Origin of the sequence: Chthonobacter albigriseus (genome assembly GCF_013839445.1) — a bacterium.
GTDB classification, from domain to species: Bacteria; Pseudomonadota; Alphaproteobacteria; order Rhizobiales; family Pleomorphomonadaceae; genus Chthonobacter; species Chthonobacter albigriseus.
Genome location: NZ_JACDIT010000009.1, coordinates 21,360 through 46,712, shown reverse-complemented (window position 1 = coordinate 46,712; position 25,353 = coordinate 21,360). Strand labels below are relative to the sequence as shown.

General features: G+C 68.6%; 22 protein-coding genes. 7 read left to right on the top strand and 15 right to left on the bottom strand.

Annotation, left to right across the window (positions count from 1 at the left end; translation table 11 throughout):
- Positions 1 to 45 precede the first annotated feature (45 nt).
- A complete protein-coding gene (locus tag HZ321_RS18665) occupies positions 46 to 858 on the bottom strand; it encodes a DeoR/GlpR family DNA-binding transcription regulator (protein ID WP_181703917.1) in 813 nt (270 codons plus the stop codon).
- Between the two features lie 220 nt (positions 859 to 1,078).
- Between HZ321_RS18665 and HZ321_RS18660 the strand changes: the two genes are divergently transcribed.
- The 3 genes from HZ321_RS18660 (at position 1,079) to HZ321_RS18650 (ending at position 6,580) form a co-directional block, all read left to right on the top strand.
- On the top strand, positions 1,079 to 3,181 hold the full coding sequence (locus HZ321_RS18660; protein WP_181703916.1) for a bifunctional rhamnulose-1-phosphate aldolase/short-chain dehydrogenase: 2,103 nt from the start codon (positions 1,079 to 1,081) through the stop codon (positions 3,179 to 3,181).
- Between the two features lie 60 nt (positions 3,182 to 3,241).
- Positions 3,242 to 4,534, top strand: coding sequence for an L-rhamnose catabolism isomerase (gene rhaI, locus HZ321_RS18655; RefSeq protein ID WP_181703915.1), 1,293 nt, complete (start codon positions 3,242 to 3,244; stop codon positions 4,532 to 4,534).
- Positions 4,535 to 5,104: 570 nt separating this feature from the next.
- Positions 5,105 to 6,580: a helicase HerA domain-containing protein gene (locus tag HZ321_RS18650; RefSeq protein WP_181703914.1), complete on the top strand. Its 1,476-nt coding sequence runs from the start codon at positions 5,105 to 5,107 to the stop codon at positions 6,578 to 6,580.
- A 101-nt stretch (positions 6,581 to 6,681) separates the two neighbouring features.
- Here HZ321_RS18650 and HZ321_RS18645 read toward each other — a convergent pair whose 3' ends face one another.
- Positions 6,682 to 8,172 carry a DEAD/DEAH box helicase gene (locus HZ321_RS18645; protein ID WP_181703913.1) on the bottom strand — a complete coding sequence of 497 codons (1,491 nt, stop codon included), beginning with the start codon at positions 8,170 to 8,172 and terminating at the stop codon, positions 6,682 to 6,684.
- Positions 8,173 to 8,817: 645 nt separating this feature from the next.
- On the opposite strand from HZ321_RS18645, the gene HZ321_RS18640 reads away from it, so the two are divergent.
- The gene (locus HZ321_RS18640) at positions 8,818 to 9,024 is read left to right on the top strand and encodes a hypothetical protein (RefSeq protein ID WP_181703912.1); all 207 of its coding nucleotides are present in this window, start codon (positions 8,818 to 8,820) and stop codon (positions 9,022 to 9,024) included.
- Positions 9,025 to 9,056: 32 nt separating this feature from the next.
- Here HZ321_RS18640 and HZ321_RS18635 read toward each other — a convergent pair whose 3' ends face one another.
- Together HZ321_RS18635 and HZ321_RS18630 are read right to left on the bottom strand one after the other, a co-directional pair.
- Positions 9,057 to 10,931, bottom strand: a complete 1,875-nt coding sequence (locus HZ321_RS18635) for a monovalent cation:proton antiporter-2 (CPA2) family protein (RefSeq protein WP_181703911.1) — start codon at positions 10,929 to 10,931, stop codon at positions 9,057 to 9,059.
- Between the two features lie 12 nt (positions 10,932 to 10,943).
- Complete coding sequence (locus HZ321_RS18630; RefSeq protein ID WP_181703910.1) at positions 10,944 to 11,504, bottom strand: NAD(P)H-dependent oxidoreductase; 561 nt, start codon at positions 11,502 to 11,504, stop codon at positions 10,944 to 10,946.
- A 147-nt stretch (positions 11,505 to 11,651) separates the two neighbouring features.
- Here HZ321_RS18630 and HZ321_RS18625 point away from each other — a divergent pair, with 147 nt between their 5' ends.
- Complete coding sequence (locus HZ321_RS18625) at positions 11,652 to 11,804, top strand: hypothetical protein (RefSeq protein WP_181703909.1); 153 nt, start codon at positions 11,652 to 11,654, stop codon at positions 11,802 to 11,804.
- On the opposite strand, the gene HZ321_RS18620 is transcribed toward HZ321_RS18625, so the two are convergent.
- Positions 11,764 to 12,294 carry a MarR family winged helix-turn-helix transcriptional regulator gene (locus HZ321_RS18620; RefSeq protein WP_181703908.1) on the bottom strand — a complete coding sequence of 177 codons (531 nt, stop codon included), beginning with the start codon at positions 12,292 to 12,294 and terminating at the stop codon, positions 11,764 to 11,766. The genes HZ321_RS18625 and HZ321_RS18620 overlap by 41 nt on opposite strands.
- A 154-nt stretch (positions 12,295 to 12,448) precedes the next feature.
- Between HZ321_RS18620 and HZ321_RS18615 the strand changes: the two genes are divergently transcribed.
- Entirely contained in the window at positions 12,449 to 12,874 is a 426-nt protein-coding gene (locus tag HZ321_RS18615) for an organic hydroperoxide resistance protein (protein ID WP_181703907.1), read from the top strand.
- A 169-nt stretch (positions 12,875 to 13,043) separates the two neighbouring features.
- A complete protein-coding gene (locus HZ321_RS18610; protein WP_181703906.1) occupies positions 13,044 to 14,936 on the top strand; it encodes a DUF6030 family protein in 1,893 nt (630 codons plus the stop codon).
- A gap of 3 nt (positions 14,937 to 14,939) precedes the next feature.
- Here the strand turns inward: HZ321_RS18610 and HZ321_RS18605 are convergent, their stop codons facing one another.
- From HZ321_RS18605 to uxaC, 10 genes are all read right to left on the bottom strand, one after another.
- Positions 14,940 to 15,275, bottom strand: coding sequence for a cupin domain-containing protein (locus tag HZ321_RS18605; RefSeq protein ID WP_181703905.1), 336 nt, complete (start codon positions 15,273 to 15,275; stop codon positions 14,940 to 14,942).
- A gap of 14 nt (positions 15,276 to 15,289) precedes the next feature.
- Positions 15,290 to 16,048 (bottom strand): 2-dehydro-3-deoxy-D-gluconate 5-dehydrogenase KduD, encoded by a 759-nt coding sequence (gene kduD, locus HZ321_RS18600; RefSeq protein ID WP_181703904.1) that lies wholly within the window; start codon positions 16,046 to 16,048, stop codon positions 15,290 to 15,292.
- Complete coding sequence (gene kduI / locus HZ321_RS18595; RefSeq protein WP_181703903.1) at positions 16,045 to 16,881, bottom strand: 5-dehydro-4-deoxy-D-glucuronate isomerase; 837 nt, start codon at positions 16,879 to 16,881, stop codon at positions 16,045 to 16,047. The genes kduD and kduI overlap by 4 nt, the downstream gene beginning before the upstream one ends.
- A 100-nt stretch (positions 16,882 to 16,981) precedes the next feature.
- Positions 16,982 to 17,758, bottom strand: coding sequence for a FadR/GntR family transcriptional regulator (locus tag HZ321_RS18590; protein ID WP_181703902.1), 777 nt, complete (start codon positions 17,756 to 17,758; stop codon positions 16,982 to 16,984).
- 86 nt (positions 17,759 to 17,844) lie between these two features.
- The gene (locus tag HZ321_RS18585; protein WP_181703901.1) at positions 17,845 to 19,368 is read right to left on the bottom strand and encodes a UxaA family hydrolase; all 1,524 of its coding nucleotides are present in this window, start codon (positions 19,366 to 19,368) and stop codon (positions 17,845 to 17,847) included.
- 4 nt (positions 19,369 to 19,372) lie between these two features.
- Positions 19,373 to 20,845: a mannitol dehydrogenase family protein gene (locus HZ321_RS18580; protein WP_181703900.1), complete on the bottom strand. Its 1,473-nt coding sequence runs from the start codon at positions 20,843 to 20,845 to the stop codon at positions 19,373 to 19,375.
- A 27-nt stretch (positions 20,846 to 20,872) separates the two neighbouring features.
- A complete protein-coding gene (locus HZ321_RS18575; protein ID WP_181703899.1) occupies positions 20,873 to 22,153 on the bottom strand; it encodes a TRAP transporter large permease in 1,281 nt (426 codons plus the stop codon).
- Complete coding sequence (locus HZ321_RS18570) at positions 22,153 to 22,689, bottom strand: TRAP transporter small permease (RefSeq protein ID WP_181703898.1); 537 nt, start codon at positions 22,687 to 22,689, stop codon at positions 22,153 to 22,155. The genes HZ321_RS18575 and HZ321_RS18570 overlap by 1 nt, the downstream gene beginning before the upstream one ends.
- 94 nt (positions 22,690 to 22,783) lie before the next feature.
- A complete protein-coding gene (locus HZ321_RS18565) occupies positions 22,784 to 23,764 on the bottom strand; it encodes a TRAP transporter substrate-binding protein (RefSeq protein WP_181703897.1) in 981 nt (326 codons plus the stop codon).
- Positions 23,765 to 23,812: 48 nt separating this feature from the next.
- Positions 23,813 to 25,216 carry a glucuronate isomerase gene (uxaC, locus tag HZ321_RS18560; RefSeq protein ID WP_181703896.1) on the bottom strand — a complete coding sequence of 468 codons (1,404 nt, stop codon included), beginning with the start codon at positions 25,214 to 25,216 and terminating at the stop codon, positions 23,813 to 23,815.
- Between the last annotated feature and the right edge of the window lie 137 nt (positions 25,217 to 25,353).

The following is a 25,353-nucleotide window of genomic DNA, read 5'->3' as shown; positions in this document are numbered from 1 at the left end:
CTCGCCGGAAGCAGCTGGCCGCGGCCCTTTCGCGGGCTTGTCGGTTCAGGCTACGGACGAGGATCCCAGGGCGTCCTCCACCGGGTTGATGCCGGCGATGACGAGATCTGTGCCGGCGTTCTCGACGAGGCGGCGGGCCTCGTCGGTGATGCCGTCGTCAGTGATGATGGTGGTGGCGCGTTCCAGCGGACAGAGGATGAGGCTGGAGCGGTTCTGGAACTTGGAGCTGTCGACGAGCAGCACGAGCTCGTCGGCCTGGCGCATCAGCCGCTGCTCGGACTGAATGATCAGGCTGTCCTGCTCCATGATGCCGAGCGCGGAGATACCGCGCGCGCTCATGAACATGCGCCGGGCGTAGAAGTGGGCGATGCCGTCGTTCTCGAAGGGCGAGAGGATGATGTTCTGCTCGCGGTAGACGGCGCCGGCCGGCAGAATCACCGTGCACTTGGAGTGCTTGACCAGGTGCTCGGCGATCGGGAACGAGTTGGTCAGAACCTGCAGCCGGCGGCCGGCGAGGTGGTGGACCATCTGGAAGGTGGTGGTGCCGCCGTTGATGATAATCGCTTCGCCGTCCTGGCAGAGGCGCACGGCCTCGCGGGCGATTGCGCGTTTCTGAGCGGTGTTGAGCGTTTCATCGACGCGGAACGGACGGGCGACAAGCGTGCCGATCTGCGGCGGATGCAGCGCCTCGGCGCCGCCGCGCACCTTGCGAAGGCGGTTCTGCAGCGCGAGCGCGGCGATGTCGCGCCGGATCGTGGCCTCGGACGCGCCAGTCAGCTCGACGATGTCCTGCACCGTCGCGATCGGCCGTTCGTGGATGGCGCTGAGAATGAGCCGGTGACGCTCACGTTCGTGCATTCTGCTGCTCCCTTGGTCGTCATCAAATCGATATAGGTGCGATCTGTCAATCAGGTTCCGTCAAAAATGATCATGTTGCGGTGCAATATGACGAATAATGATCAGATACGATTGACATGGCTGTTTGGCTTGCGCGATATCTGGACGCGACCGGCGGCAAGGGCTGGGGCGCATTTCGGCCCAGCGAAGACCGCCCGATGATGTGACATGGAGGACGCCGATGGCCGACTTGGCCGAGATCCAGCTTCTGGAGAACCGCTGGGACGATGCCGTCGCGGCGCGCCTCGACGAGCCCGGCCTGCTGCTCTACCGCTCCAACCTCCTGGGTGCGGACAAGCGGATCACCAATTACGGCGGCGGCAACACGTCGGCCAAGGTGGCGATGAAGGATCCGCTCAGCGGCGAGATGGTGCAGGTGCTCTGGGTGAAGGGCTCGGGTGGCGACGTCGGCACGATGAAGCTCGACGGCTTCTCCACGCTCTACCAGGACAAGCTGGAGCGGCTGAAGGGGATCTACCGTGGGCCGGACTACGAGGACGAGATGGTGGGTTACCTGCCCCACTGCACGTTCAACCTCAACCCGCGCGCGGCCTCCATCGACACCCCGCTGCACGCCTACCTGCCCTATGCGCACGTCGACCACATGCACCCGGACGCGGTGATCGCGATCGCGGCGACGGAGAACTCCAAGGCGCTGACCCGGGAGATCTTCGGCGAGGAGATCGGCTGGCTGCCGTGGCGCCGGCCCGGGTTCCAGCTGGGGCTGGACCTTTCCGCCTTCGCCAAGGCCAACCCGAAGGCGAAGGGCGTGGTGCTGGAAAGCCACGGGCTGTTCACGTGGGGCGACACGGCCAAGGAGGCCTACGAGACGACGCTTCGGATCATCAACACGGCGATCCGATTCTTCGACCGGAAGACGCGCGGGGCGACGGTGTTCGGCGGCGCGGTCGCGAGCGCGCTGGACGGGGCGACGCGCAAGGCGATCGCGGCGCGGCTGATGCCGGAGATCCGCGGGCGGATCGGCGGCGGCGAGAAAAAGGTCGGCCACTTCGACGACCAGCCGGCGGTGCTGGAGTTCGTCAATTCGGCTGAGCTGCGGCCACTGGCGGCGCTCGGCACGTCGTGTCCGGACCATTTCCTCAGGACCAAGATCCGGCCGCTGGTGCTCGACTTCGATCCAGCGAGCGGGGACGTGGACGCGGTGGTCGCCGGCCTGGACCGGGCCGTCGCGGCCTATCGGGACGACTACGCCGGCTACTACGAGCGCTGCAAGCATCCGGACAGCCCGGCGATCCGCGACCCCAACGCGGTGATCTATCTGGTGCCGGGCGTCGGCATGCTGTCGTTCGCGCGCGACAAGGCGACGGCGCGGATCGCGGCGGAGTTCTACGTCAACGCGATCAACGTGATGCGTGGGGCGTCGACGGTCGGCACCTACGTGGGCCTGCCCGAGCAGGAGGCGTTCGACATCGAGTACTGGCTGCTCGAAGAGGCCAAGCTGCAGCGGATGCCGAAGCCGAAGTCGCTGGCCGGCCGGGTGGCGCTTGTGACGGGCGCCGCGGGCGGCATCGGCCGGGCGATCGCGGGCAAGCTCCTGTCGGAAGGCGCCTGCGTGGTGCTGACGGACATCGACGCCGGCGCGCTCGGCGAGACGGAGGCCGGGTTCGCCAAGGCCTTCGGCGCCGACCAGGTGCGCTCGGTGGCGCTCGACGTGACGGACGAGACGGCGGTGGCGGACGGGTTCATCCGCGCGGCGGCGGAGTTCGGCGGCGTGGACATCCTGGTGTCGAACGCGGGCATCTCGTCGTCGGCGCCGATCGAGGAAACCGGCCTCGACATGTGGAACCGCAACATGGACATCCTCGCCAAGGGCTACTTCCTGGTGGCGCGCGAAGCGTTCCGGCTGTTCCGGCGGCAGAAGCTAGGCGGCTCGGTGGTGTTCATCGCCTCCAAGAACGGGCTGGCGGCCTCGCCCAACGCGGCGGCCTACTGCACGGCCAAGGCGGCGGAGATCCATCTGGCGCGCTGCCTGGCGCTGGAAGGGGCCGACGTCGGAATCCGTGTGAACGTGGTCAACCCGGACGCGGTGCTGCGCGGCTCCAAGATCTGGACCGGCGAATGGCGCGAACAGCGAGCTGCCGCCTACAAGCTTTCGCCGGACGAGTTGGAGGAGCACTACCGCAAGCGCTCGATGCTGAAGCTCAGCGTGTTCCCGGAGGACATCGCCGAGGCGGTGTACTTCCTGGCGAGCGACCTGGCCGCCAAGTCGACAGGCAACATCATCAACGTGGACGCGGGCAACGCGCAAAGCTTCACGCGGTAAGGCCGCACGGGCGGGGCCCGGCTCCGCCCTCGACAAGAAAAGCGATCCGGAGGAGACCCCATGGCCGAGCTTCCCCTTTCCCCCGATGTCATCGACGCGGAGAACGAGAAGCGCGCGCGCTATCTCCAGCGCTCATACGAGGCACTGGGCGAACGGCTGTCGTGGCACGGCATCGACATCGAGGCGGTGACGGCCAAGGTGGCGGCGTTCACGGTGGCGGTGCCGTCGTGGGGCGTCGGGACCGGCGGTACGCGGTTCGCGCGCTTTCCGGGACCGGGCGAGCCGCGCGGCATTTTCGAGAAGCTCGACGACTGCGGCGTGATCCAGCAGATCGGGCGTGCGACGCCGGCGGTTTCGCTGCATATCCCATGGGACAGGGCGGACCCGAGCGAGCTGAAGGCGAAGGCCGCCTCGCTGGGGCTGACCTTCGACGCGATGAACTCCAACACCTTCCAGGACAGCCCTGGGCAGGCGCTGACCTACAAGTTCGGGTCGCTCAGCCACACCGATCGGGCGGTGCGCGCGCAGGCCGTGGCGCACAACATCGAGTGCATCGAGATCGGCCGGGCAATCGGGTCGAAGGCGCTGACGGTGTGGATCGGAGACGGGTCCAACTTCCCCGGACAGGCGAATCTCACCAAGGCCTTCGAGCGCTATCTTGATGCGATGACGGAGGTCTACGCGGCGGTGCCGGAGGACTGGTCGCTGTTCATCGAGCACAAGATGTACGAGCCGGCGTTCTACTCCACGGTGATCCAGGACTGGGGATCCAGCTACCTGGCAGCCACCCATCTCGGGCCCAAGGCGAAGTGCCTGGTCGACCTCGGCCACCACGCGCCGAACGTCAACATCGAGCAGATCGTAGCGCGGCTGATCCAGTTCGGCCGGCTGGGTGGCTTCCACTTCAACGACAGCAAATACGGCGACGACGATCTCGACGCCGGATCGATCGATCCGTTCCGCCTGTTCCTGGTGTTCAACGAACTGGTGGAGGCGGAGACCGCGCGCGGCGAAAGCTTCCGGCCGGCGCACATGATCGACCAGTCTCACAACGTGACCGACCCGATCGAAAGCCTCATCCGCTCGGCCTGCGAGATCCGCCGGGCCTATGCGCAGGCGCTGCTGGTGGACCGCAAGGGGCTGGCGGAAGCGCAGGAGGCCAACGACGCCATGAGGGCCCCCGACCCCCTAAAGGGGGGCTTCCGCTTCGCCGTGGAGCCGACCCTGGCGAAAGCCCGCCGCCGCGCCGGCGGGGCGATCGACGCGATCGGGACGTACCGGGCGAGCGGCTACCGGGCGAAGGTGGCAGCCGTGCGGCCGGCGGTGCAGGGCGGGGGCGGGGGGATCGTGTGAGGGATGGGCAGGGGGCGGTGGGCAGTGGGCAGTAGGCAATAGGCAGTAGGCACTGGGCGGTCGTCAGGCGGCAGTCCGTGGTTGGCGGTCGGAGTGGTAGCCGGTTGCCCGTGGTGCCACCCCTCACACCGTCATGGTCCGCGAAGGCGGACCACCCATGCGTTTATCAGTCCCGGGCGTGGGTGGTTCGAACCAGTTTGTCAAAACAAAAACAAAGTCGTGGGTGGTCCGCCTTCGCGGACCATGACGGGGTGAGGTGATACTGCTCGACCGCCGACCGCCGACCGCCGACCGCCGACCGCCGACTGCTAATCGCCGATTGCCGACCGCCGACCGCCGATCGCCGACCGCTTACCGCCGACCGCCGACCGCCGATCGCCGACCGCTTACCGCCGACCGCCGACCGCCGACCGCCGACTGCCTACCGCCGACTGCCGACGGCGCCCTTTCCGAGTGCCTGCGGCCCCTTTGACACTCCCCGCTTTTCCACACCCCCTCCCGACATCCCTTCGACTCCGGGGAGCGAATCGGAAAGGGTCGGGTCCTGGTGGGCGAGGTTGTGGGTTCGGCATGACGGTTGGCGTGGATATCGGAGCGAAGGGGGGCGGGCAGAGGGCGGTGGTCGACCTGGAGGAGCTGCTGGCGACGCGGTTGCTGGTGCAGGGGAACTCGGGGTCGGGGAAGTCGCACCTCTTGCGCCGGCTGCTGGAGCAGAGCGCGCCGTGGGTGCAGCAGTGCGTGATCGATCCGGAAGGGGATTTCGTCACGCTCGCCGATCGATACGGGCATGTGGTGGTGGACGCCTCCGGGACGGAGCGGGATCTTGCCATCATCGCCAACCGGGTGCGGCAGCATCGGGTTTCCGTGATCCTCAACCTGGAAAGCCTGGACGTCGACCGGCAGGTTCGGGCGGCGGCGGCGTTTCTCAACGGGCTGTTCGAGGCGGAACGGGACCATTGGTACCCGATGCTCGTGGTCGTCGACGAGGCGCAGCTGTTCGCGCCGGCGGCCGCGACGGAGGCGGGCGACGAGGCGCGGCGGCAGTCGCTTGCCGCAATGACGAACCTGATGTGCCGTGGGCGCAAGCGCGGCCTTGCCGGCGTGATCGCCACGCAGCGGCTCGCCAAGCTCGCCAAGAACGTGGCGGCGGAAGCCTCGAACTTCCTGATGGGGCGCACTTTTCTCGACATCGACATGGCGCGGGCGGCCGATCTCCTCGGCATGGAGCGGCGGCAGGCGGAGGCGTTCCGGAACCTGGAGCGCGGCCAGTTCGTGGCGCTCGGCCCGGCGATGACGCGCAAGCCGGAGACGGTAAAAATCGGCGCGGTGGAAACGCAGGGGCGTGGCGGCAGCCCGAAGCTGGTGCCGCTGCCGGAGCAGCCGAGCGAGGACGCGCATGCGCTGATCTTCACCCGCGGCGAGGGCGAGCTGATGCCGCGGCGGGAACCGGCGCCGGTGTCGACGGCCGAGGTGCTGAGCCAGCTCGCCCGGTCGCGGCCTGAAGCGCCGCCGGCGCCTGAAGCGCCGGACCTTTTCGCCGAGGCGGAGCGGGACGAGGCGATCGAGGAGGTGCTGACCGCGATGCTGGCCGAGCCCGAAGCCGGGTTCCAGCCGGTCTCCATCCTCTATCAGGACTTCCTGGTGCGCTGCCGGATCGAGAAGATCGCGACGCCGTTGGACCTGCCTGCCTTCCGCAAGCGGTTGGCGCTGGCGCGCGCCGGGGTGGGCCAGGGCGAGCGGGCGGTGGAGGGCGGCGACTGGGACCAGGCGACGCTGGTCGCCGCGTCGTTGCCGGAGGACATTCGGGGCGTGTTCCTGCTGGTGGCGCGGGCGGCGCTCCTCAAGGCGCCGTGCCCGTCGGACGCGGATATCGCCAAGGCCTACGGAACGCGATCGCCCGGACGGGCGCGGCGGCTGCTCGCCTACATGGAGGAGCGCGGGTTCCTGGTGTGCGCGTCCGATCTGCGGGGCAACCGGCTGGTCATGCTGCCGGACTTGGGCTGGCAGACCGCGCCCGGCGATGCGGACGCGGTGGCGGCGGAGTAACTCTTCGCGATTGTGGGACGACATTGGCCGAAATGGAAGAAGCCCGCGGAGATCGCTCTCCGCGGGCTTCCTGATTTCAGGTCGTGCGACGACCGGAGGCGTCAGCGCTGCTCGCGGCGACCGTCGGTCTTGCCAGCCGGGCGGGCCGGGCGGCTGGACGGGGCCAGGAAGCCGACGCGGCCGAGGCTCGCCTCGGCGGCGCCGGTGTCGCGGTTCTGCGGCTTGGCCGGGCGGCTGTTGCGCTCGGTCGGGCGCCCGTCGCGGGCGTGCGACGCGGCGTGTTCGCCGGTCGGCTTGCCGAAGCCGGGCTTGCCGCCGCGACGGTTCTGGCCGGCGGGAGCGCCAGCGGCGCGGCCGGGAGCCGGAGCGGCACTGCGACCGTTTCGGCCACCGCCGTTGCGGCCGTCGCGCCGGGGGGCGCGCTCGTCACGGTCGTCTGATGCGGAGCGGGGCGCTTCGGTGATGGTGCCGCGGCGGTCTTCGGCCGGGATCTTCTGGCGCGTCAGCTTCTCGATATCGCGCAGGTAGGCGCGCTCCTCGCCGTCGCAGAAGGAGATGGCCATGCCGCTCGCCCCGGCGCGCGCGGTGCGGCCGATGCGGTGGACGTAGCTTTCCGGGATGTTCGGCAAGTCGAAGTTGATGACGTGGCTGACGCCGTCGACGTCGATGCCGCGGGCGGCGATGTCGGTGGCGATCAGGATCGGCGTCGCGCCGGACTTGAAGCCGGCGAGGGCTTTCTCCCGCTGCGCCTGGCTCTTGTTGCCGTGGATGGCGACGGCGGCGATGCCGTCCTGCTCCAGCGAGCGGACGACGCGGTCGGCGCCGTGCTTGGTGCGCGTGAAGACGAGGGCGCGGTCGGGCTTCTTCTCCACGATGATGTCGCGCAGGAGCGTGCGCTTGGCGGACGTCTCGATGTGGATGATCAGCTGGTCGACGCGCTCGGCGGTGGTGGCGACCGGGGCGACGGCGACGGTGACCGGATCGGTGAGCAGGTCACCGGCGAGCTGGCCGATCTCCTTGGGCATGGTGGCCGAGAAGAACAGGCTCTGCCGCTTCTTCGGAAGCTGCTTGACGATGCGGCGGACGGCATGGACGAAGCCCATGTCGAGCATCTGGTCGGCCTCGTCGAGGACGAAGACCTCGGTCTGGTCGAGCGAGACGGCGCCGGCTTCCATGTGGTCCATCAGGCGGCCCGGCGTGGCGACGAGCACGTCGACGCCGCGGCGCAGGCGGTCCTCCTGCGGGCGATGGCCGACGCCGCCGAACACGGTGGCGATCGACATGTGCCCGAGGTGGCGACCGTAGGCGCGGAAGCTTTCGGCGATCTGGGTGGCGAGCTCGCGGGTGGGCGAGAGAATCAGAGCGCGCACGCGGCGGGGCTGGGCGAGACGGCCCTGCGCCAGCCGGTCGAGGATCGGCAGCGCGAAGGCGGCGGTCTTGCCGGTGCCCGTCTGCGCGATGCCGAGCAGATCGCGGCCCTTCAGGAGTTCTGGGATAGCCTGCGACTGAATCGGAGTCGGGGTCGTGTAACCTTCGTCGGCGAGAGCGCGGAGGAGGTTTTCGGACAGGCCAAGCGTGGTGAAATCGGTCAAGGAGCTTACTTTCGATGTGGCAAACCAAGCTCACCCGGCAGGGCGCCAGGGAGGTGTTCGCGGGGTAAGAACGCCCCGCGTGATTGGGCCATTCATCGGAAATCCAGCGCGACCAGCCTATCGATGCCCCGAACGGGGCTCCGCTCACGCGGCTCGGTCGTCTTTTTTGCGGCGCAGCATTCTGCGCTCTGAAGGAGATGACGGCTGCGGACCGGAATGTCAAGGAAAATGGCGATCAACCGGAGCAGTCCCTCCTCGCGGGCGCGAAGACGCAAGCAACTCCTGATGCGCCGCCCCTCCGTCGAATTAGCAGGGCCTTCCACAGTCGTCCTACGGCCGCGTGTAGCATTTCTTCCCTCCTCCGACAGGATAGACGTTCTGACGCGGGGTTATTTTCGGAGTCGGAATGAACCAGAAGATCTGAGCAGCTCTCAGCGCAGTTGAATCGAATCAATAGGGTGGCTGGCCGGAGAACATCGGAAATTCCGGGATCGCACTATTGGAAATCCCGTATTGAAGTTGGCTGACATGGATAGTATGTCGCAGATGTAAGCGATTGCATCGCGACGCCTCCCCGATCTTTATAGGGGGCAGAGACCTTGTTTTTCGCGTAGTCGGTCGAGACCGAGTTTCCAAGGGGGTGCCATGTCGCCGTTCACGACTGTCGAAAAAGTACAGGTGTTCAGCCATATCCTCGCGGAGGAAGCCGAGCAGTGTGGCTTCGTTCACCTGGCCAATCTCCTGCGGGCGGCACAAGGAGAGGCGTCAGAACTCCTGACGCTGGCCCGCGCGGAAGGCGAACCCCAGGTCTACGGAGTGGCGATCACGCAAAAGGCGCATCTGGCATCCTAACGTATCGGATACCGAACCGTTTCGGTTCCTGTTCAGCCTGCGCCGCGTACCTCGTCGCGCAGGCTATCGCTGTCCCAGCCCGACTCGTCCAGGTCCGGAACCGTCTGGAGGTCTCGGCTGAGAACGCGGGCGAGATCCTCGCGGCGCTTGCGGAACGCAAAGCTGTAGTCGCCGACATTCTTGTTGCGGATTTCGCGCAGGGCGTTGAAGCTTTCCATGTCATGCCGCCGGAAGATGCGACCCGAGCGCTCCGCCTCGAAGGCGGGAATGCCCATCGCCTTGAGGCTTTCCGTCGCCATCTCGACGCCGCCGGCGAACGTTTCCCGGATGATGCGATCGGCCCCGGCCTTCTCCAGCTCGTAGGCATGCGAGCGGTCGTAGGCGCGCGCGACCACGGTCAGGTTGGGGAAGTTGCGGCGGGCCATCTCGACGATCTCCGTTGTGGCCTCCTTGTCGTCGGTGGCGACCACCAGCAGTGAAGCCTCGTCGGCACCGGCCGAGATCAGGAGATCGTGGCGGCGGGCATCGCCGTAGTAGAGCGTGAAACCGTACTTGCGGAGTGCTTCCAGTTGTTCGGCGTCGTGCTCGAGCACGGTCACCGAGATGCCGCGGCCGAGGAGCAGGCGTCCGACGATCTGCCCGACGCGTCCGAAGCCGGCGATGATGACCTTGTTCCGCTCGGGGATCTCGTCCGCCGCCCGCTCCTCGCCTGTCTCGGTGCGGTTGGCCATGATGCGCTCGAAGGCGATGAAGAGCAGCGGCGTTGTGAGCATGGAGAGCGCGACCGCGCCAGTCAGCAGCGAGCGCGTGGCATCGTCGAGGATCCGGTTCTGGCCAGCGAAGGAGAGCAGCACGAAGGCGAATTCACCGATCTGGGAGAGCGCGATGGCGGTAAGCCAGGCGTCCGGCCGGGCGAGGCGAGCCGCGCGGGCCAGCGGGAAAACGACGGCGATCTTCAGCGCCACAATGCCGAAGACGATGCCGGCGAGCAGGAGCGGCTTGGCCATCATGAGGTTCAGGTCGATGCCGGCGCCCACGGAGATGAAGAAGAGCCCGAGCAGCAGGCCCTTGAAGGGCTCGATGTCGGTTTCGATCTCGTGGCGGAATTCGCTGTCGGCCAGGACCACGCCGGCGAGAAAGGCGCCTAGGGCGGGCGAGAGGCCGACCGTCTGCATCAGGAGGGCTGTGGCCGCGACGAGGAGCAGGGCGGTGGCGGTGAAGATCTCGCGCAGCCGCGTCATCGCCATCGCGCGGAACACCGGGCGCACCACATAGCGCCCGCCGACGGCGATCGCGCCGATCGCGCCGAAGACGAGCAGGGTGCTCGCCCAGCCCGGCAGATCCGCGAGCAGCCCAGCGTCGTGGGTCGACCCGGCGTCGACGGGAGCGTTGGCCGCCAGCAGGGGCATCAACGCGAGGATCGGAATCACGGCGATGTCCTGGAAGAGCAGGACGGCGAAGCTGGTCTCGCCGGGCGGGCTCTTCAAGAGGCCCTTCTCGGCAAGGGCCTGGAGCACGATGGCGGTGGACGACATGGCCGCAATGAGGCCGATGGCGACGGCGGGACCGAAGCTGAGGCCGATTGCGTAGCCGGCCAGCGCCACCACGGCTGCGGTGAGGACGACCTGCGAGCCGCCGAGGCCGACGACGGCGTTGCGCATCGCCCAGAGGCGATCCGGCTGGAGTTCCAGCCCGACCAGGAAGAGCATCATCACCACGCCGAACTCGGCGACGTGCATGACATCGGCGCCGGCGTTGACCAGGCCGAGCACCGAGGGCCCGATGATCAGACCCGCGACGAGATAGCCGAGCACGGAGCCGAGGCCGAGGCGTTTGGCGATCGGCACCGAGACGACCGCGGCGGCGAGGTAGGTGGAGCTCTCGATCAGAAAACCGTCGGCGGCCATGGCAGTCCGTCCTCAGCTGGCGACGGCGCGAACGGGCGAGCCGTCGCGCAGGGCGAGAATGCGGGCGCGGTAGGCGGCGGCCGCGGCTGCGGCCTCCGCATCGCCGGCCACGTGGGTGGCATGCACGACGAAGGGCTTCTGCCAGACCATGTGGCAGAGGTTGGCGGTCGCCTCGAAGGGGCGCAGCAGTTCCTCCACCGTCCACTTGTTGAAGCCGTCCTCCCGGTAGGCGGTGTCGCGGCCGCCGGCGGTGACGGACTGCAGCCAGAGCTTGCCCTCCAGCTGACGGCCGTGGCGGCCGTAGGCCCATCCATGCTCCAGGACGAGGTCCTGCCACTCCTTCAGGATCGCGGGGCAGGAGTACCAGAACAGCGGATGCTGGGCGACGACGACCTGGTGCTCCAGAAGCAGGGCCTGCTCGTGGTCGGTGTCGATCGCAAAGTCGGGGTAGGTTTCGTAGAGATCGTGGATCGTGACGTCCTCCAGGCCGGAGACGGCGTCGATCAACGCGCGGTTGATCCGCGAGCGGCGGTAGGCCGGGTGGGCGAAGAGGACGAGCACCTTGCGGGTCATGGGTGGCGGCGAGCTCCGAAGCGAAAAACCATCATCGCCAGTGGTCGGCGGAAGGGAAGGGGTAATGCGTAGCGGCGGACAGCGCGGAACCTGAAGCTTCGCCGTGGCGTTTCCGGACAGTTGCCCCGTTCATGAGAAAGGAACGTCATGACGCTCTCCCGTCCTGTCCTCATCGGCCTCGTCGTCGTCATCGCCGCCATCGCAGTCATCCTGGCGTTCCAGCTCGGGGAAGAGCGCGCCGACAACGGCACCATCGAACTCAACGTCGGGGAGAACGGGGTTCGGCTGGATACGAAGTGACGCGTCGGCGCGCTTCACCCTCGTCGCCGGTCTCCAGGCGGAGGCGCAGGTCGGCGAGCTGATGGCGGAGGCCACGAATGGCGGAAACGTCGAGGCCCATGACGCAGCCGAGGGCGGCCGGTATGCCGGCCGCTTCGGCGCGTAGCGCGTCGCCCCGCGGCGTCAGGCGGACGACCACACGCCGCTCGTCGGATTCGTCGCGCGAGCGGCTGACGTGGCCGGCGGCCTCCAGTCGCTTGAGAAGCGGCGTAAGGGTTCCGGAATCGAGGCTCAGAGCCTCGCCGATCTCCTTCACCGTGCGGGCGTCCCGCTCCCAGAGAACGACCATGACGAGGTATTGCGGATAGGTCAGGCCGAGCGGCGCGAGCAGCGGCCGGTAAGCCCGCATGAAGGCATGGGCAGTGGCGTAGACGCTGAAGCACAGGAGGTCGGAAGCCGGGATCAGTGCCGTCTTCTCCGTCGCCAAGCTGTCGTCGAGGCCGTTCGCCATGGTTCTGTCTTCTCGCAATTGCGGGCGTTCGTCGAGCCCTCGGACAGCTTGAACACCAGAATGTGAATTGAGCGTAATTCGATTGTGCGCAATTGAATATGGGCCGGACGGGTCGACCCTCCGGCCGACCAGATTCTCCAAGGAGGGACGATCCATGAAAGTTGCCTACACCACCCGCGCCACGGCCACCGGCGGCGGCCGCGACGGCACCTCGTCGCTTGACGACGGCAGCATGTCGGTCAAGCTGGTCGTTCCCAAGGAGATGGGCGGACCGGGCGGCGACGGAGCCAACCCGGAGAAGCTGTTCGCGCTCGGCTATTCCGCCTGCTTCCTGGGCGCGCTGCGCTTCGTGGCCGGCAAGGAGAAGGTGCAGCTTTCGCCCGACACGACGGTGAGCGCGACGGTGGGCATCGGCGCTCGCGACGACGGCGGCGGGTTCGGTCTGACTGCCGAACTGGAAATCAAGGTTCCCGGCGTGGACAAGGCCGTTGCCGAAGACCTGGTACAGAAGGCGCACATCGTCTGCCCCTACAGCCATGCGACCCGCGGCAACGTGGACGTCAAGCTGAGCGTGGCCTGATCCGATCCGGCCGCCGAGCCAAGGGTTCCGGCGGCCGATCATCGTTAAAGCTTTCCCTACACATCAGGGCCTAGGGTCTTGTCCCGACAACCGCACGCCGCATTGCGGCCGCCATCACCGGGCGGCCACAATCGCGCGTATTGTGTGGCGGGATGGCAAAGAGATCCGCATGAGGCCCACCGGCAGCCCCGATCCCGACAAGGCCCTGCGCGACGACGACCTGCAGAAGGCGCTCGACGCGGCGCTGGAGTCTGCCTACCGCAACGATCCCGTCGACCTTGACTACGGGCGCGATCCGCTGGATCCGCGGCAGCGGCGGCCGACGTCGCCGGTGGCGCCGGCGATGCTGCCGAAGCAGCGGCGTGGGTTCCTGCGCAGGCACGCCGGGCTGCTGCTCGCGGTCGCGGCGATCGCGCTGGCGGCCGGCGGGACGGTGCTGAAGATCGGCGTCGAGCCGATCGTGGTGGCGGGCGAGGGGTTTCTGCGGCTGCTGCACGAGGGTCCGGCGCAGAGGCCGAAGATCGTCACCGAGGAGATCGAACCGGCGCGGCTGCCGGATCCGCTCGGGGCCTTGCCGCCGGAGATCCAGGCGGTGCTGATCGACAAGACGCCCGCGCCTCAGGTGTCGCCGTTCCGCGCGGCGATGATCGCCTCCCCGGATGCGGTGTGCAAAGCGCTGGGCAAGGCTGGGCTTCCCAATTTCGGATGGCTGCCGCTGATGGAGGGGAGCCCGGTCTACGAGTGCCTGTCGGAACTGGTGCCGATCTCCAATCCTGAGATCTCCGCCGCACTGGCGGCGCTGCCGCCCGAACCGGCGCCGGTGGCCGCCCCCGAGGCGGGCGAGGCAGTGGAGGGTGAGACCGCCGCCGCCTTTGTCGAGCCGGAGGAGACGCAGCCGGCGCGGCCGAAGCTTTCCACCTTCTTCTTCTCGGCGCGCGGCAAGCGGGACCGGATCGAGGCGATCCGCTTCAAGCTGAACCTCGACGACCCGTCCGTGCGCGGCAAGGCGCTCGACATGCTCCTCGGCTACGTCGACCGGATCGCGCCGATCATCGCCTGGAGCCGACCGGAGGACCTGAAGAAGGCGCTGCAGGACGGCAAGCGGCTCAGCGGTTCGTCCCGCGGAGTGCTCTACCAGGTGCTGCCGGAAGCCGGCCCTGTGACGCGGTTGAACGTCGTGCTGCTGATCACCGAGCCGGCCGACCTGCCCAAGCCAGGGTTGACGGTGGCCGCGGTTCCCGAACCGGTGACCATGACGCCGGTCGATCCGGCCGCGTCGCTGCCGGTCGCTCAGGGGGTGACGCCGGCGTTCTCCGACGCGCAGAAGCCGGGATCCACCTTCGATGCGGCGGCGGCGCCCGCCGACCTGCCGGACGGCGCGGTCGGTCCGCTGTCGCCGGTGACGTCGATGCCGCTGCCAACGCTGGGCGGCGAGGGCGAGCCGCCCGCCGAGGCGACCGCGCCTGCGGTGGCGAACCTGCCCGCACCGTCGGAACCGGCTGACGCGGGCGTGCTGCCCGTCGCCACAGACCCCGTTTCGCCCGCGCCTGCGCCGGTGGAGGCTGCCGTCGCGCCGGCCGAGCCGGTACCCGCCGCGGGAACGCCGACACCCGTGATCGGCGAACAGGGTGAACTGCCGGCAACGGCGACCGCGCTGGCGCCCGATGCCGGCACCGTGCCGGCCGTCGAGGAGATCTTCGCCCCCGTGCCGCCGGTGCTGCCGCCGCGCCGTCCGGCATCGCCACCGCCGGCCGTTGCCGCCGTGGCGCCTTCTCCGGCGCCGGCTGCTCCAGCCGCAGCGCCGGTTTCCGTCCAGCCGCAGGCGCTGCCGCTGCCGCAGTTGGAGGAGTTGCCCGGCGTGACACCGGTTCCCGCTCCCGCTGCGACGGCACAGCCGGCCGCGCCGACGCGGCCCCGCGCCTTGCCGCTGCCGCAGCTGGAGGAGGCGCCGCCGGCAACCGCGACGGCGCAGCCCCCGGCCGTGACCGGGCCGGACACGTTCACGCTGCCGGTCCTGGACGGATCGGGCGATGCGCCGGGGCTGCCGGGCGTCAACTTCTGAGGGTCAGGGCGTCAGGAAATCGTCGCGCCGGGGCGTGAAGACGTCGATCAACGCGCCTTCCTCCACCGCGAGCACACCATGGACCAGGTTGGTCGGCACGATGAAGGTGCCGCCCTTCTCCAGGCGCACTGTGCGGCCGTCGATGGTGACGTCGAAGACGCCGCGTTCCACCAGGCTCGCCTGGATATGCGGGTGGTTGTGCAGCTTGCCGACCGCGCCCTTCCGGAAATCGACGCGGACCATCATCAGGTCGTCGGTGTGGACGAGGATCTGGCGGCGGACGCCGGGTTCGGTGTCGGTCCAGGCGGTGCCTTCCGGGCCGGTGAAGAGATCGGACATGACAGGGTGCTCCATCAGCGGGCGAGCCAGCCGCCGTCGACCGGCAGGACGATGCCATTGACGTAGTCGGCGGCGTTGGAGGCGAGGAAAACGGCAGCGCCGCCCATGTCCTCGGGCCGCGCCCAACGGCCGGCGGGAATGCGCTTCAGGATGTCCGAGGCGCGCTCGGCGTCCTTGCGCAGGGCTTCGGTGTTGTTGGTCTCCACGTAGCCGGGGGCGATGGCGTTGACGTTGATGCCGCGCGCGGCCCACTCGCAGGCGAGCAGCCGGGTGAGGCCGGCGAGGCCGCTCTTGGAGGCCGTGTAGCTCGCCACGCGGATGCCGCCCTGGAAGGAGAGCAGGGAAGCCACATTGATGATCTTCGCCGGACGTTCGGCCGCGAGCGCGTGGCGGGCCAGCGCCTGGGCGGCAAAGAAGGCGCTCTTCAGGTTGAGGTCCATCACCGCGTCCCAGTCGGCCTCGGTGAAATCGACCGCGTCGGCGCGGCGGATGATGCCGGCGTTGTTGACGAGGATGTCGAGAGGTCCGACTTCGTCCCAAAGTCGTCCGATGACTTCGGCGGCGGCCATGGGCGGCGAGAGGTCGGCGGTGACCTCGCGGGCGGTGCCGCCGGCGGCCTCGATGCGGGCGAGCGTGTCGGCCATCGACGAGCGGCCCATGGCAAGCACCTCGGCGCCGGCGGCGGCGAGGGCGACCGCGATGCCCTGGCCGATCCCGGTGTTGGCGCCGGTGACGACGGCGCGGCGGCCATGCAGACTGAACGGACTGCTCACTTCAGCACCTGCAGCGTGACGGGATCCTGGTCGGTGTAGTCGACGTTGTCGCCGCCCATGGCCCAGACGAAGGTGTAGGCGCCGGTACCGGCGCCGGAATGGATCGACCAGGGCGGGGAGAGCACCACCTCGCCGTCGCCGACCACGAGGTGGCGGGTCTCGGTGGGTTCGCCCATCAGGTGGAGGATCCTGGAGCCCTCCGCGAGGCCGAAGTAGAGGTAGATCTCGGAGCGGCGATCGTGGATGTGCGGGGGCATGGTGTTCCAGACCGAGCCGGCGGCGAGCTCCGTGATGCCGAGAACCAGCTGGCAGCTGTCGCAGACGCCCGGGATGATCATCTGGTAGATCGAGCGGACGTTGGCGGTCTCCGGCGCGCCGAGATCGAGGCGCTTGGCGTCGGCGATCTTCAGCAGCCGGGTCGGGTAGCTGCGGTGAGCCGGGGCGGAGAGGATGTAGAAGCGGGCAGGATTGGCCGTGTCGTCACTCTCGAACACCACGCTGCCGGCGCCCATGCCGACGTAGAGCACGTCGCGCGGGGCGAGGGCGTGGCCGGCGCCGTCGACGGTGATGCGACCGGGGCCGCCGATGTTGACGACGCCGAGTTCGCGGCGGGCGAGGAAGCTCTCGGTGCCGGTCTCGCGGGTGGCGACCAACGGCAACGCGGCGCCGGTCGGAACGGCGCCGCCGACGATCAGCCGCTCGTAGTGGGTGTAGGTCAGCCGGATCTCGCCGGGGCGGAAGCAATCGTCGACCAGGAAGTTCTGCCGGAGGCCCTCGGTGTCGAGGGTCTTGGCGCGGACCGGATCGACGGCCTGACGCGTCGTGACGTGCATTCCGGATGTGCTCCCAAATTCGTATGATGACTATATCAGGAGGTCATACTAATTCAGGAGCCTGCATGGCGCAACGGGGATGCGACGGCCGCGGGCCGGTTCAAGCGGGCTGCCCAAGGCGCAGGCCGTCGGGGCCGGCCGGCGCGGGCCGGTTGCCGGCGGACTTCTGCAGCAGGTGCTGGTAGCGGCGCTGGCTCTGGGCGAGGTGCCGGCGCATGGCCTCGCGTGCGCCCTCCGCATCCGACACGGCGATCGCGTCGAGGATGGCGGCGTGCTCGGCCTGCATCGTCTCCAGGTAGGGGCGGGAGAGGACGTAGTCGGGCGCAGCCATGGCGACGAGGTCGCGCGGGATGGTGCGGCGGCCGAGCACGTCGAGGATCTCGACGTAGAACGGGTTGTTGGTGGCTTCGGCGATGGCCCGGTGGAAGGCGAAATCGGCGTCGCCGGTGGGCACGCCCGCCTCCAGATCACGATTGAAGCCTTCGAAGGCCTCGCGGATCTCGCCTTCCTGGGCGGCGGAGCGGCGCTGGGCGGCAAGGCCCGCGGCCTCGATCTCCACCGCCATGCGGACTTCCAGGACGTTCAAGACGGCGGAGAGGCGGCCGGAGAGATCGGCGATCAGGTGGGCGAAGCCGTCTCTCGGCCTGTCGAGCACGAAGACGCCCGCGCCCTGGCGGGCCTTGACGAGGCCGTCGCCGGCGAGCACGGCGATCGCCTCGCGCACCACGGTGCGGGAGACGCCGAACTCCTTGATGAGTTCGACCTCCGTGGGCAGCTTGGCGCCGGGTCCGAGAGCGCCGGACGCGATGCGGCCCTTGAGGTGCTCGATCACCTTGTCGGCCCGCTTGGGCTTCGGCTTCAGACCGGGTTCCGCCATCTCCAGGCCCCTCGATGGAAGACGAGCGAATCAGCCCGTCCATGGTGACAATTTCTCACGCGGTGGCGGTTTCCGCCGCCTCCGCGTCACATCACGGCGCCGATCTGCCAGGGCACGAACTCGGCGTCGCCGTAGCCGTGCTCCTCCGACTTGGAGTGTTCGCCCGAGGCGATCTTCAGCATCAGGTCGAAGATCTGCCGTCCCTTCTCCTCCAGCGAGACGCCTTCCAGGACGTCGCCGCAGTCGAGATCCATGTCGTCGGACTGGCGCAGGAAGAGATCGGTGTTGGTGGAGAGCTTCACCGACGGCACGGGCTTGGCGCCGAAGGCGGAGCCGCGACCGGTGGTGAAGACGATCAGGTTGGAGCCGGAGGCGATCTGGCCGGTCGCGGAGACGGGGTCGTAGCCGGGGCTGTCCATGTAGACGAAGCCGCGCACGTTGACCGGTTCGGCGTAGCGGAAGACGCCCCGAAGCGGCGAGGTGCCGCCCTTGGCGGCCGCGCCGAGCGACTTCTCCAGAATGGTGGTGATGCCGCCAGCCTTGTTGCCGGGCGAGGGGTTGTTGTTCATGTCGCCGTCGTTGCGGGCGGCGTAGTCCTCCCACCAGCGGATCCGCTCCATCAGCTTGGCGGCGATCTCGGGCGTCTCGGCGCGGGCGGTGAGGAGGTGCTCGGCGCCATAGATCTCGGGGGTTTCGGAGAGAATGGCGGTGCCGCCCTGGGCGACGAGCAGGTCGGCGGCGACGCCGAGCGCCGGGTTGGCGGTGAGGCCGGAGTAGCCGTCGGAGCCGCCGCACTGCAGGCCGACGGTGAGTTCGCTTGCCGGCACCGTTTCGCGGCGGGCCTGATTGGCGACCTCCAGCATCTCGCGCACGGCGGCGACGCCGGCGGCGACGGCTTTCTTCGTGCCGCCGGATTCCTGGATGGTGAAGGAGCGGAAGTGCGGGCCCTCGACGAGGCCGTAGCGTTCCTTGAGGCGCGGGATCTGGAACACCTCGCAACCCAGGCCGACGAGGAGCACGGCGCCGAAATTGGGGTGCGAGGCGTAGCCCCACTGGGTGCGCTCGATCACCTCGTAGGCCTCGCCCTTGCCGGCCATGCCGCAGCCGGTGCCGTGGACGAGCGGCACGACGCCGTCGACGTTGGGGTATTCGGCCAGGATGCCGGACTGCTCGACGGCCTTGGCGATGTACTTGGCGACGGTGGCCGAGCAGTTCACCGATGTAAGGATGCCGACGTAGTTGCGCGTGCCCACTTTGCCGTTGGCGCGGCGGTAACCCTGGAAGGTGGCCGGCTCGATGGTGGGGACGGCGCGGGCGGCGAGGTCCTCCGGGTCGGCGTGGCGCTCGAAGGCGTGCATCTCGACGTTGTGGACATGGACGTGTGCCCCCGCCTCGATCGGCTCGCTGGCAAAGCCGATGATCTGGCCGAATTTCAGGATCGGCTCGCCCACCGCGATCGCCTGCGCGGCGAGCTTGTGACCCTTGGGGATCCGGCCGCGCGCGACGAGGCCGCCGACGGGGATGCCGGCGTCGATGCGGTCCAGAGCGACGACCACGTTGTCGGCGGGGTTCAGGCGAAGGATGCGGGGCTCGCGGCGGGGGGCATTCATGGGTTCATGCTTCCGAAGGTAGGGATGCGACCGTCCTGGCGGCGCCGTCCCGGAGCAGCCGGCCGAGGGCGTCCGTCACGGCGGCGCGGAACCTCGGGTCGGCCGGCAGCGCGGTGCCGAAGACATCGACGATCTCCAGGTAGCCGTTCGCCAGCCTTGCCGCGTCCTCCCCGGCCGCATCCGCAACGGCGCGGAAGCGCTCGGCGAGGGGGTCGCGGACGTCGATCGCGCGTCCCTGTTCGTCAACTCCTCTGACATAGGCCATCCAGGCGGCCACACCAAGCGACAGGCGGTTGATGGAGGCACCGGAGGCGAGACGATCGCGGATGGTGCCGAGCAGGCGCTGCGGGAGCTTCTGGCTGCCGTCCATGGCGATCTGCCAGGTGCGGTGCCGGAGGCCGCGGTTGCGGAAGCGGCGGATCAAGGCGTCGCGGTAGGCAGGGAGGTCGATGCCGGGGACGACGAGCGTCGGCATCACCTCGCTTGTCATCAGGCCATGGACCAGAGCGGCGAAAGCTGGGTCGGCCATGACGTCGGCCACGGTTTCGTAGCCAGCGAGGTAGCCGAGATAGGCGAGCGTGGAGTGCGAGCCGTTGAGCATGCGCAGCTTCATCAGCTCGAAGGGCTCGACGTCGGCAACCATCTCGACGCCGACGTCCTCCAGGCGGGGCCGGCCGGCGGGGAAGTCGTCCTCCACCACCCACTGGGTGAAGGGCTCGGTCATGACGGGCCACGCATCGGCGGTGCCCAAGGCCTCAGCGACGGCGGCGCGGTCGGCGTCGGTGGTGGCCGGGACGATGCGGTCGACCATGGAGCAGGGGAAGGCGACCTCGGTCTCGACATGGCGGCCGATGGCCGGATCGCGCAGCTCGGCGTAACGCGCGACGATGCGGCGAACGGTGCGGCCGTTGGCCGGGAGATTGTCGCAGGACAGAACGGTGAAGGGCTGGACGCCGGCGGCGCGACGGCGGGCGAGCGCCTCCACGAGGAGGCCGGGGGTGGTGCCGGGCGCCGTCGGATCGGCGAGGTCGGCGCGGATGCCGGGGTGGTTCTCGTCGAGGCGGCCGGTCGCCGGGTCGTGGCAGTAGCCCTTCTCGGTGACGGTGAGGGTGACGATGCGCACCCGCGGATCGGCCATCAGCGCCAGCAGCCGCTCGCGCTCGCGCGGGGCGACGATCACCTCCAGGATGGAGCCGATCACCGCAAAGTCGGTGCGCTCGTCCTCACGGACGGCGAGGGTGTAGAGGCCGTCCTGCGGGTTGAGGGCGTCGGCGGTTTCTGGCGAGCGCAGCGACGCGCCGACGATGCCCCAGGACGGGTCGCGGCGGAGCAGGGCATCGACGTAGACCGCCTGGTGCGCCCGGTGGAATGCGCCGATGCCGAGATGGACGATGCCGGGGGTGACCGCCGCGCGGTCGTAGTCCGGGCGGCTGATGCCGGGCGGCAGGGCGGCGAGGGATGCGGCGTCGAGGGGCATGGTATGCGAGGCCTTTTGGGGGTTGCGTCAGCGGAACGCCGCCGGCAGCCACAGCGACAGCGCCGGGATGTAGGTGACGAGCAGCAACACCAGAACAGACGCGCCGAAGAAGGGCCAGATGGTCTTCATCACCTCGCGAATGGTGATCTTGCCCACAGCACAGCCCACGAAGAGCACCGACCCCACCGGCGGCGTGTTGAGGCCGATGCCGGCGTTGAGGATCAGGATGACGCCGAAGTGCACGGGATCGACTTCGAAGGCCTTGACCACAGGCAGGAGGACCGGGGTCGCGATGATGATCATCGGGGCCATGTCCATGAAGGTGCCGAGCAGCAGCAGCGCAACGTTGATGAGGAGCAGGATGACGATCGGGTTGTCGGAGACCGCCTGAAGCGCAGTCACCAGCGACGTCTGCACCTGGAGGAAGGCCATCAACCAGCCGAAAGCGCCGGCCGTGCCGATGACGAGGAGCACCATGGCCGTGGTGCGCACGGCGCCGAGGGTGGCTTCCACGAAGCCGGACCAGTCGAGCTCGCGGTAGACGAAGAGCGCGACCAGGGCGGCGTAGATCACCGCGATGCAGGAGCTTTCCGTGGCGGTGAAGACGCCGGAGCGGACGCCGCCGAAGATGATGCCGATGAGGAGCAGGCCTGGGAGGGAGACCAGCAGCGCGCGACCGACCGCGGCGACGCCGGGGAAGGTGCCGGAGGGATAGCCGCGCCAGCGCGCGACCCACCAGGCGGTGAGCATCAGCGCGGCGGCGAGCAGCAGGCCGGGGATGATGCCGGCGGTGAAGAGGTCGGCGACCGAGACGTTTCCACCGGCGGCGATCGAGTAGATGATCATGTTGTGCGAGGGCGGGATCATCAGCGCGATGATGGCGGAATGGACGGTGACGTTGACCGCGTAGTCCCGGTCGTAGCCGCGCTTCTCCATCTGCGGGATCATCAGGCCGCCGATCGCCGAGGCGTCGGCGACGGCCGAGCCGGAGATGCCGCCGAAGAGGGTGGAGGCGACCACGTTCACCTGACCAAGTCCGCCGCGCAGATGCCCAACGAGAGAGGCGGCGAAGGCGACGAGGCGCTCGGCGATGCCGCCGCGGATCATCAGGTCGCCGGCGAAGATGAAGAACGGGATCGCCATCATGGCGAAGGCGTTCATGCCGGAGTTGATCTGCTGGAACACGACCACCGGCGGCAGGCCCATGGTCAGCACGGTGGCGAGGGCGGAGATGCCGAGGCAGAAGGCAATCGGCATGCCGATCAGGATGAGCACCGTGAAGGTGCCGAAGAGAACCCAGAGCTCCATCACACAACCTCGATGTTGGCGACGTTCTCACCCTCGACCACCACCGGGCGGGTGCCGGTGAGGAGGTCGACGAGGCGTTCGGCGGAGAAGACGGCGATCAGCACGCCGCCGATGGCGAGGGGGATGAAGTCGAAGCTGCCGGGCCAGCCAAGGGCCGGGAGGGTCGCCGTCCAGGTGCCGATGGCGAGCTCTGTGGAGTACCAGGCCATGGCAAGGCCGAAGCCGATCATCAGCACCAGGGTGATGACGTCGAACACGCGGCCGACAGCCTCGGGGAGGAGGTAGTGCAGGAGGTCCAGCCCCAGATGGAAGTTCTCGCGCACACCAACGGCGGCGCCGAACAGGATGAACCAGCTCATCAGCTGCAGCGTGAGCGGTTCCGACCAGATCGGCGTGGCGTTCAGCACGTAGCGGCCGAAGACCTGCCAGCCGACGATGCCCGTCATGGCGACGAGGCCCAGGCCGGCCAGCCAGAGCGCGCCGGTGGCGATCATGTCGAGGATGCGCCGGATCAGAGGGAAGGGTCTGGAGGTCATTCGCGGGGCCTGGTTGATGGCGAGGTGAAGTGGCCCCGGCGGCGCGGGTGGGCGCCGCCGGAGACCTCGTCGATTGCCGGTGTCGCCGGAGCGACTACTCGGTGGCCTGGATCTTCTGGACGAGGTCCTGAAGCTCAGGCGTGTTGGCGAAGCGCTCGTAGACCGGCTTCATGGCGTCGATGAAGGGCTGCTTGTCGATCTCGGCGACAGTGGAGCCGGCCTCGCGAACCACGGCTTCCGACTTGGCCTCACGCGCCTGCCAGAGTTCGCGCATCTTGGGGACGGATTCCTTGGCGGCGGCCTTCAGGATCGCCTGGTCCTCCGGCGAGAGCTTGTCCCAGCTGATCTTGGAGACGACGAGCACTTCCGGCGACATGGAGTGCTGGCTGAGGGTGTAGAACTTGGCGATCTCGTAGTGCTTGGAGCTCTCGTAGCTCGGCCAGTTGTTCTCGGCGCCGTCGATCACGCCTGTCTCGAGCGAGGAGTAGACCTCGCCCATGGACATCGGCGTCGGGTTGGCGCCGAGGGCCTCCATGGTGGCGAGCCACATGTCGGACTGCTGGACGCGGATCTTCATGCCCTTGACGTCTTCGATCGACTTGATCTGCTTGTTGACGGTGTAGAAGGACCGGGCGCCGCTGTCGTAGAAGGCGAGCCCGATCAGGCCGTGCGGCTCCAGGGCGGCGAGGATCTGCTCGCCGATCGGGCCGTCCATCACCTTGTGCATGTGGTCGGTGGACCGGAAGATGAAGGGCAGGGCCGGCACGACCGTCTGCGGCACCAGGTTGTTGAGCGGCGCCAGGTTGATGCGGTTCATGTCGATGACGCCGAAGCGCGTCTGCTCGATGGTGTCCTTCTCTTCGCCGAGCTGGCGGTTGTTGAACACCTGGATCTCGATGCGGCCGCCGGTGCGCTCCTTGACGAGATCACCCATGAACTTCACGGCGTCGACGGTCGGGTAGCCGTCCGGATGGATGTCGGCCGAGCGCAGGGTGATGTCGGCAGCAAGCGCCGGGCTGCCGGCGAGCGCGGCCGCAACGGCGATGGCGGCGGTGAACGTCTTGAAACGGAACATGTCAGGTCTCCTCCACTGGTCTTCTGAACAAGTCTTCTGTCGTTGGCGTCAGAGCTTGTAGGCCCGCTTGGCCAGCCCGTAGGCGAGGTCGCGGGCCACCTCGGCCGCTTCGTCCTCGTCCAGCCGGTGTTCGACCACCAACCGGGCGAGAAAGGCGCAGTCCACCCGCCGGGCGACATCGTGGCGGGCGGGAATGGACGGAAAGGCGCGGGTGTCGTCGTTGAAACCGACCGTGTTCTGGAAGCCGGCCGTTTCGGTGACGAGTTCGCGGTAGCGCATCATCCCCTCTGGGCTGTCGTGGAACCACCAGGCCGGGCCCAGCTTCAGCGCGGGATAGACGCCGGCGAGCGGGGCGAGTTCGCGGGAATAGGTGGTTTCGTCGAGGGTGAAGAGGATGATGGTGAGGCCCGGCTCCATGCCCACGGCGTCGAGCAGCGGCTTCAGGTCGGACACGTAGTCTGTGCGGCCGGGAATGTCGCAGCCGCGGTCGCGCCCGAAGCGATCGAAGAGGGCCGGCGAGTGGTTGCGGCGGGAGCCCGGGTGGATCTGCATGACGAGGCCGTCGTCGAGGCTCATGCGCGCCATCTCGGTCAGCATCTGGGCGCGGAAGAGATCGGCCTCGGCGGCCGTTCCGCCGCCGGTGCGGACGGCGGCATAGAGGCGTTCGGCATCGATGCGGGACAGGTCGGCCGTGCGGGCGGAGATGTGGCCGTGGTCGGTGCTGGTCGCGCCGAAGGACTTGAAGAAGGCGCGGCGGACCCGGTGAGCCTCCAGGTAGCCGGCGTAGGTGGCGACGTCGCAGCCGGTGATCTCGCCGAAGCGAGCGAGGTTGGCGGCGAAGCCCTCGAACTCGGGATCGACGACGGGATCGGGGCGGTAGGCGGTGATGACGCGCCCGGACCAGCCGCTGTCGCGGATCATGGCGTGCCACTTCAGGTCGTCAAGCGGGCTTTCCGTGGTGGCGATCACCTCGATGTTGAAGCGCTCGAAGAGGGCGCGGGGCCGGTAGGCGTCGGTGGCCAGCCGCTCCGCGATCCGGTCGTAGTAGAGGTCGGCGGTTTCCGGGGAGAGGCGGACTTCCAGGTCGAACAGGGTGGCGAAGGCGTGGTCCAGCCAGCTGCGCGTCGGCGTGCCGCGGAAGAGATAGTAGTTGGCTGCGAACAGATCCCAGATCAGGCGTCCGTCGGTCTCCACCGGTCCGTCGTCGCGGCGGGGGACGCCGAGCCGGGCGAGATCGATGCCCTGGGAGAGCAGCATGCGGAAGATGTAGTGGTCGGGCACCACGAACAGCTGGGCGGGATCCGGGAACCGTTCGTTCTCGGCATACCAGCGCGGATCGGTGTGGCCGTGCGGGCTGACGATGGGCAGGTTGCGCACTTCGGCATAAAGCCGGCGGGCAACCCCGCGCGTCGAGGGATCGGCCGGGAACAGCCGGTCGTCGTGGATCAGCACTCACCATCCTCCCCAATGCGAAGCCGGCCGGTTCGCCCGTTCTCCCGACGGGCCTACGACACCCCAAAGCACGGGGTTGGCAGCCGACCGTCCGGCTCGGGCGTACCATCCTTGAGGCGACCTCTGTCGTCAAGTGG

What these genes read in the sequence shown, in the direction of transcription:
- HZ321_RS18665 (WP_181703917.1), bottom strand. Translation starts at nt 858, where the DNA reads ATGCACGAACGTGAGCGTCACCGGCTCATTCTCAGCGCCATCCACGAA.
- HZ321_RS18660 (WP_181703916.1), top strand. Translation starts at nt 1,079, where the DNA reads ATGGCCGACTTGGCCGAGATCCAGCTTCTGGAGAACCGCTGGGACGAT.
- rhaI (WP_181703915.1), top strand. Translation starts at nt 3,242, where the DNA reads ATGGCCGAGCTTCCCCTTTCCCCCGATGTCATCGACGCGGAGAACGAG.
- HZ321_RS18650 (WP_181703914.1), top strand. Translation starts at nt 5,105, where the DNA reads ATGACGGTTGGCGTGGATATCGGAGCGAAGGGGGGCGGGCAGAGGGCG.
- HZ321_RS18640 (WP_181703912.1), top strand. Translation starts at nt 8,818, where the DNA reads ATGTCGCCGTTCACGACTGTCGAAAAAGTACAGGTGTTCAGCCATATC.
- HZ321_RS18635 (WP_181703911.1), bottom strand. Translation starts at nt 10,931, where the DNA reads ATGGCCGCCGACGGTTTTCTGATCGAGAGCTCCACCTACCTCGCCGCC.
- HZ321_RS18630 (WP_181703910.1), bottom strand. Translation starts at nt 11,504, where the DNA reads ATGACCCGCAAGGTGCTCGTCCTCTTCGCCCACCCGGCCTACCGCCGC.
- HZ321_RS18625 (WP_181703909.1), top strand. Translation starts at nt 11,652, where the DNA reads ATGACGCTCTCCCGTCCTGTCCTCATCGGCCTCGTCGTCGTCATCGCC.
- HZ321_RS18620 (WP_181703908.1), bottom strand. Translation starts at nt 12,294, where the DNA reads ATGGCGAACGGCCTCGACGACAGCTTGGCGACGGAGAAGACGGCACTG.
- HZ321_RS18615 (WP_181703907.1), top strand. Translation starts at nt 12,449, where the DNA reads ATGAAAGTTGCCTACACCACCCGCGCCACGGCCACCGGCGGCGGCCGC.
- HZ321_RS18610 (WP_181703906.1), top strand. Translation starts at nt 13,044, where the DNA reads ATGAGGCCCACCGGCAGCCCCGATCCCGACAAGGCCCTGCGCGACGAC.
- HZ321_RS18605 (WP_181703905.1), bottom strand. Translation starts at nt 15,275, where the DNA reads ATGTCCGATCTCTTCACCGGCCCGGAAGGCACCGCCTGGACCGACACC.
- kduI (WP_181703903.1), bottom strand. Translation starts at nt 16,881, where the DNA reads ATGCACGTCACGACGCGTCAGGCCGTCGATCCGGTCCGCGCCAAGACC.
- HZ321_RS18590 (WP_181703902.1), bottom strand. Translation starts at nt 17,758, where the DNA reads ATGGCGGAACCCGGTCTGAAGCCGAAGCCCAAGCGGGCCGACAAGGTG.
- HZ321_RS18585 (WP_181703901.1), bottom strand. Translation starts at nt 19,368, where the DNA reads ATGAATGCCCCCCGCCGCGAGCCCCGCATCCTTCGCCTGAACCCCGCC.
- HZ321_RS18580 (WP_181703900.1), bottom strand. Translation starts at nt 20,845, where the DNA reads ATGCCCCTCGACGCCGCATCCCTCGCCGCCCTGCCGCCCGGCATCAGC.
- HZ321_RS18575 (WP_181703899.1), bottom strand. Translation starts at nt 22,153, where the DNA reads ATGGAGCTCTGGGTTCTCTTCGGCACCTTCACGGTGCTCATCCTGATC.
- HZ321_RS18570 (WP_181703898.1), bottom strand. Translation starts at nt 22,689, where the DNA reads ATGACCTCCAGACCCTTCCCTCTGATCCGGCGCATCCTCGACATGATC.
- HZ321_RS18565 (WP_181703897.1), bottom strand. Translation starts at nt 23,764, where the DNA reads ATGTTCCGTTTCAAGACGTTCACCGCCGCCATCGCCGTTGCGGCCGCG.